Source organism: Paenibacillus forsythiae T98, assembly GCF_000520735.1.
Taxonomy (GTDB): Bacteria; Bacillota; Bacilli; order Paenibacillales; family Paenibacillaceae; genus Paenibacillus_AQ; species Paenibacillus_AQ forsythiae.
Genome location: NZ_ASSC01000475.1, coordinates 1 through 5,273 on the forward strand (window position 1 = coordinate 1; position 5,273 = coordinate 5,273).

General features: G+C 54.7%; 6 protein-coding genes. 1 reads left to right on the plus strand and 5 read right to left on the minus strand.

Annotated features, from left to right (window positions below; all coding sequences use genetic code 11):
* The coding region (locus L692_RS0115110; protein ID WP_025701000.1) for a DsbA family oxidoreductase at window positions 1-669 on the minus strand (669 nt) is incomplete at its 3' end.
* Between the two features lie 546 nt (window positions 670-1,215).
* Here L692_RS0115110 and L692_RS0115115 point away from each other — a divergent pair.
* Window positions 1,216-2,328 carry an FAD:protein FMN transferase gene (locus L692_RS0115115; protein ID WP_025701001.1) on the plus strand — a complete coding sequence of 371 codons (1,113 nt, stop codon included), beginning with the start codon at window positions 1,216-1,218 and terminating at the stop codon, window positions 2,326-2,328.
* A 213-nt stretch (window positions 2,329-2,541) separates the two neighbouring features.
* On the opposite strand, the gene L692_RS30670 is transcribed toward L692_RS0115115, so the two are convergent.
* From L692_RS30670 to L692_RS0115135, 4 genes are all read right to left on the minus strand, one after another.
* Window positions 2,542-3,555, minus strand: coding sequence for an anti-sigma factor (locus L692_RS30670; protein WP_025701002.1), 1,014 nt, complete (start codon window positions 3,553-3,555; stop codon window positions 2,542-2,544).
* Window positions 3,552-4,049: an RNA polymerase sigma factor gene (locus tag L692_RS0115125; protein ID WP_025701003.1), complete on the minus strand. Its 498-nt coding sequence runs from the start codon at window positions 4,047-4,049 to the stop codon at window positions 3,552-3,554. Before L692_RS0115125 ends, L692_RS30670 begins: the two co-directional genes overlap by 4 nt.
* Window positions 4,050-4,208: 159 nt before the next feature.
* On the minus strand, window positions 4,209-4,919 hold the full coding sequence (locus L692_RS0115130) for an HAD family hydrolase (RefSeq protein WP_025701004.1): 711 nt from the start codon (window positions 4,917-4,919) through the stop codon (window positions 4,209-4,211).
* Window positions 4,920-5,062: 143 nt separating this feature from the next.
* Window positions 5,063-5,273: GNAT family N-acetyltransferase (locus L692_RS0115135; protein WP_025701005.1), on the minus strand; the 211-nt coding region annotated here is incomplete at its 5' end.

Below are 5,273 nucleotides of genomic sequence, written 5' to 3' on the forward strand. Positions count from 1 at the left end.
AGCGGTGCCCCCGATGACCCGAAGCGCCGGCTCTTCCTGCTCCTCGCTCCAGACCTGGTCCAGAACCTCGGAGAATACCGGTCCCGGCTGGGCTCCCGAAATAGCGTACTTGCCGTTGAACACGAAGAACGGAACGCCGGTAATGCCGAGCCGCTGCGCGGCCGCGATATCCGCCTTCACCTCACCTTCGTAAGCGTCCGAATTCAGCACCGCCGCCGACTCTTCCTTGTCTAGTCCGGCTTCCGCCGCAAGCGCCGCGAGCGCTTCACGGTCGCCCAGATTCCTCCCGTCCGTGAAATAGCCCTGCATCAAGCGTTCGGTAAGCTCCGCTGCCAGCCCCTTTGTTCTGGCATAGTGGGCCAGCCGGTGGCTGTCACGCGTATTGGCGTGAACAACGGTATCGAACCGGAAGTCAAGGCCGAGGCCAAGTGCCTGATCGGCAACCTGCGCGTTCATCGTCTTGGCCTGCTCCACGGTGATGCCGTATTTTAATGCGAGCAATTCATGAATGCTCTTGCTGGTGGGAGCGGCCTCCGGATCAAGCTGGAAGCTGCGGTACTCGATCTCCACCTTGTCACGCCCCGGAAACTGGCTGAGCGCATGTTCAAGCCGTCTTTTGCCAATATAGCAGAAAGGACAGGCATAGTCGGACCAAATCTCTATTTTCATGGGATGACCTCCATGGACTGCTGATTTTTTAATACTCACCTACGATTATAAAGTATAATGGCGGAATTGCCATAGCTCGTTGAGATTATAAGTTCAGCGTTTTGCAAAAGTGCTAAAGTGCAGGTAATTTCAGTCGAAAGAATGGATTAGCAGGAAAAGCCTACAATTATGCAGGAATTTAAGGCCCGCTGACTCACTTGAGCTTCAACGGGCAAAAATAACTGTATTTTTTACTGATGTGCTATGCCGATGCGGCCTCTAGTGGACAACAAGATGTACAATTTCAGGTTTTTTGCATGATTCGGTTCGTCGCGCCGCATTGAAGTTCGTACCGTGCCACATGCTTGCCCGCCGCTTCCGTTACAGCGCGAAACCATCTTTTTTTGCAGAGTGTGTGCAGCGTTCAGTCGGCTGTGCGATGGTTGATGCCTTGCGGATTCTCCGCGTTGATGGGGCAAATGGTCATGAAAAATAATACCCCCCGCGTCCCATCTGGGTTATGATAGAAATATTGTGACCAAGAATCTACTTTATGGATGGTGGAACATGTTCAAGAACAAAAAGACGGTGCTGCTCCTGGCCGCACTAATCATTATTATCGCCGCTGCCGCGGGGGCATGGCTATTCATGGGCAACAAGGGAGACGATCAAGCCGGCTCCGCGCAGAACGGCTCCCGGACGCCGGCTGACGGGGAACCGAAATCGTTGTCGCAGCAATTCTATATTTACGATACGGTAGTGACGATCAAGATTTATGGAGACACCGTTTCACAAAAAAATATGGACGATATCCAGCAGATGCTGGAACGGATGGATATCGAATTCAGCCGTACGAAGGAAGGCGGAGAAATCTATAACGTCAACCTCGCGGCCGGTAAGAATGCGGTTGCTGTATCGGACGAGACGCTGGATGCCGTGAAGCTGTCCATCAAGTATGCCGAGGAGATGAACGGCCTGTTCGATCCGACCATCGGCCCGCTCGTGGACCTGTGGAATATCGGCAATGGCGGAGAGAAGGTTCCTTCGCAGGCCGAAATTGACAAGGCGAAGAGCCTGACCAATTACAAGGATATTATCATCGACGAGCAGGCGAAGACGGTCAAGCTCGCCAAAGCGGGAATGGTGCTTGATCTCGGGGGCATCGGCAAAGGCTACGCCGCAGACCGGATCGCCGACTATCTGAGGGAGCAGGGCCTTGACAGCGCGATGATCAATCTTGGCGGAAGCAGTATTATTGGCCTTGGAACCAAGCCCGGCGGCGCGCAGTGGAACATTGGGCTGCAGGACCCCGACAAGAGCCGGGGTACCCAGCTTGGAACGATCAAGATCAGCGATGAGGTCATCGACGCTTCCGGCGTTTACGAGCGCTACTTCGTCCAGGACGGCGTGCGCTACCATCATATTCTTGATCCTCGAACGGGCTATCCTGGGCAGAACGGGCTCAAGAGCGTGACGATCATGAGTCCGAACGCGACCGATGCGGACGCGCTGTCCACCGGCGTGTTCCTGATGGGCTATGAAGAGGGGCTGAAATACCTGGAGTCGCTTCCGGAAAAGGCCGAGGGCTTCTTCATCACCGATGATAACAAAATCTATGCCACCCCGGGCATCCGGGAAAGGCTTGTGCTGACAGACCCGTCGTACAGCTTCGGAAATTGACCGGGGCGGTGGACCCTTCAGGTTCAGAAGAATAAGGTCCGGAAAGCCCCTGCCGGGGAGATCTGCTTCAACAAGCGTCAGGCGGCCCGCATCAAGCGGAGCCGCCTTTTTTTCCAACCCAATTGTCACTCGTCTACTTGATGCGCCTGTCGGCCGGCAGGCCGGGTCCGTTATTTGACCAGACAGCCAATTTTACGGTATAACTCCAGATTTTCAGTACCTATCCACAACGGCGCCCAGGGCAGCCCCCCGGATATAAGATTGACCGTCCAGAATCTGCAGCGTTTTGGCCGTTCCGGTGACGACGACACCCAGGATGCGGATATCGCCGATGTCCGGTTCGGCTTTGCCCTTTTTCAAATAATTATAAATTCGCCGATATTCGCTGTAGTAGGTCCCTTTCTTCTCCTGTCCGAACTTTACGCTCCCGATAAAGTCCTCCGGGTCCGGCTTGTCGGAGTCAGGTCTGACTCCAAAGCCATACACGTTATAAGTCGATATGAGGGGCTGCGGATATACGGTTACGTCCCCATCCTTGCGAGGCTCAAGGCCGAAGTCCTTCCAGTCATCATACGTATCGACCCAATACCATACGGGACGCACGCCCGCAGGCAGCATGGCCTTCACCTCGGCAAAGGAGTAGCCCTTGTCAAAAGACAGCGCCATTTCCACCAGCTTGCCGGACTCCATCTGACGCAGCGCAGGAATCTCGTTCAGCACCTTGCCGTTGTAATCGGCGCCCGGCACATAGAACAGCAGCTCCCTTTGGCCGTTATCCGGATTGTATTTGCGGTTATATTCATACCCTTGCGCTTTCAGCGCCGGATCATTCGCCTCCAGACTGGTGGTTCCGCCATGTACCCCGGTGGTAAACGGAAACCCCGGCACATGGTAATTGATCCATTTTTCGCGCCACGGAATGGGTACGCCCTCCACAATCTTGTAAGTATCCAGTTCCAGTACACCGGAAAGAAATCCCCGCCGATCCTTGAATCCATGTTCCAGATACTCGTTCGGGCTGCTGATTGACATATAGCCGTATTCATCGAACATTGTTTCACGGGACTCATAATCAATCAGATGGGCAGCGCCGATAAAAATAGCGGTCAACGTAGCGAGACTTACCACGAGGGATATCAGAATATTGCGGATAAGCGTTCTTCGTTTGGCTTGTTTAATGGTCTGTACAAGATCTTGATCCTCCTCCGCTTCCCAGGGAGCAGTCATTGATCCTCACCTCCGTAATAGTGTTGGAATTGCCGCCTTGCGCGGTATAATGAAGCCTTCACCTTCCCCTCGCTGATGTCCAGGAGGGTCGCTATCTCTTTATAAGACAGCTCCATCTCGTATTTCATCAATATCAGCTGCCTGTGCACAGGATTCAGCTGCCCGAGAACGCGCTCGACCAGGTCTTTGCGCTCCCGCCTCAGCAGAGTCTCCTCCGGCAGCTCGTGCTCCGGAATGGCGGGGTCGGCGCTCTCTCCGGCAAGCTGAAACCGCTTCTGCCTTCGGCACACATCATAGTAGCGGTTGATCGCAGCCTTATACAGCCAAGCGCTGAACTTGCGCTCGTCAATCGCTTCTATATACAGCAGCGCCTTGTACACCGCATCCTGCACAATATCCTCCGCATCGGCGGGGTCAGCGCCCAAACGGATTAAATAGCGGCGGATTTCCGCCATTTTAGGTTGAAGCAGCCGCTTCAGGTGCCCGGGCCCCATCCTGCACCTCCTTTCGGTGATATAACGACGGAAAGGCCGGAATGTTGCCCTATGTCCGCAATTTTTATTCCCAAAATAAAAAAACGCCTGCCGGATCACGCATCCCCCCGTGAAGAGAGGAGCTTCGCAATCCGGCAAGCGCCGTCTTTTTAAAAATAATCATGTAATCGGCAGCAGCGAGAATTCTTCATAATTCCGGAAGGTATGAGTGGGCTTATGGTCGGAGCCCGGTCCCTTGCCTCTCGGGTTGTACCAGCACATCTCCCAGCCCGCGTCCAGCGCGCCCACCACATCGTTATGCCAGGTGTCGCCCACGTACACGCTGTTGTCCGCTGTCGTCCCCGTGGTCCGGTTAACATAAGCGAAGATTTCCGGATCAGGCTTGGCGATGCCGACAGCATCCGAAATAAAAATCCGATCCGAAGGGATCAGCTTGTCCACGCCCAGCCCGCGGATTTTGCTCATCTGATGATCTACCGGACCATTGGTAATAATGCCGACCACATGCCCTTCCTCCATGAGCCGCGTGAGCTGCGGGAGCACGCCGTCAATCATCTCGATGTTGTACTGGCGGCCGATATAGCCTTTCTGCACAAGCGTTGCCTGCTCCCGGCTGAGGTGTATCCCGAATTCGCTGAAAGCGATCTCCATTCGCCGCACCCGCGTCTCGTCCAGGGAGAACTCTCCCTGAAGATATCTCGGCCATAGCTGGTCGCTGTGATACCGTACCCGGTCGAATAAATGCAGAACGTCCAGCACGCTCTCGTCCGGCTGGATCACCTCTCTCACCGCGTTGCGAAACGGGACAAGATGATCGTAAAGCGTATCGTCCAAATCAAAAAAAATTGCCCTTCTACCCCTGCTCTCCATTTCAACGCCCCTTAGCTTCTCCTGTAGGATTGAGGACCGGATGAAACCGCTATCCCCCGATATTATAGTCAGAAAAAAAGATTATAGCTGTAAAATTCGTCATCCCTGATGTAGCCTTTGTGCTCGTAGAGCCGCCGGAATACTTACAGGTCAATCCAGTATCGGCAGTACCGGTTGTCCAGCTCGGCCATATGCCCTCCGTTGCGCTCGATGACCCGCCGCGATCCCTCATTGTCCTCGTTGCAGGTAAGGAGCGTCCGGGAGATGCCCAGCCCGCGCGCTTTGTCCAGCAGTTCCGCCAGCAGCGCCGTGCCGTAGCCCAGCCGCCGCGCGGCGGGCCGGATACAATATCCG

Bases quoted from the DNA above. Each gene is read 5' to 3' on its own strand.
- L692_RS0115115 (WP_025701001.1), top strand. From the start codon at position 1,216: ATGTTCAAGAACAAAAAGACGGTGCTGCTCCTGGCCGCACTAATCATT.
- L692_RS30670 (WP_025701002.1), bottom strand. From the start codon at position 3,555: ATGACTGCTCCCTGGGAAGCGGAGGAGGATCAAGATCTTGTACAGACC.
- L692_RS0115125 (WP_025701003.1), bottom strand. From the start codon at position 4,049: ATGGGGCCCGGGCACCTGAAGCGGCTGCTTCAACCTAAAATGGCGGAA.
- L692_RS0115130 (WP_025701004.1), bottom strand. From the start codon at position 4,919: ATGGAGAGCAGGGGTAGAAGGGCAATTTTTTTTGATTTGGACGATACG.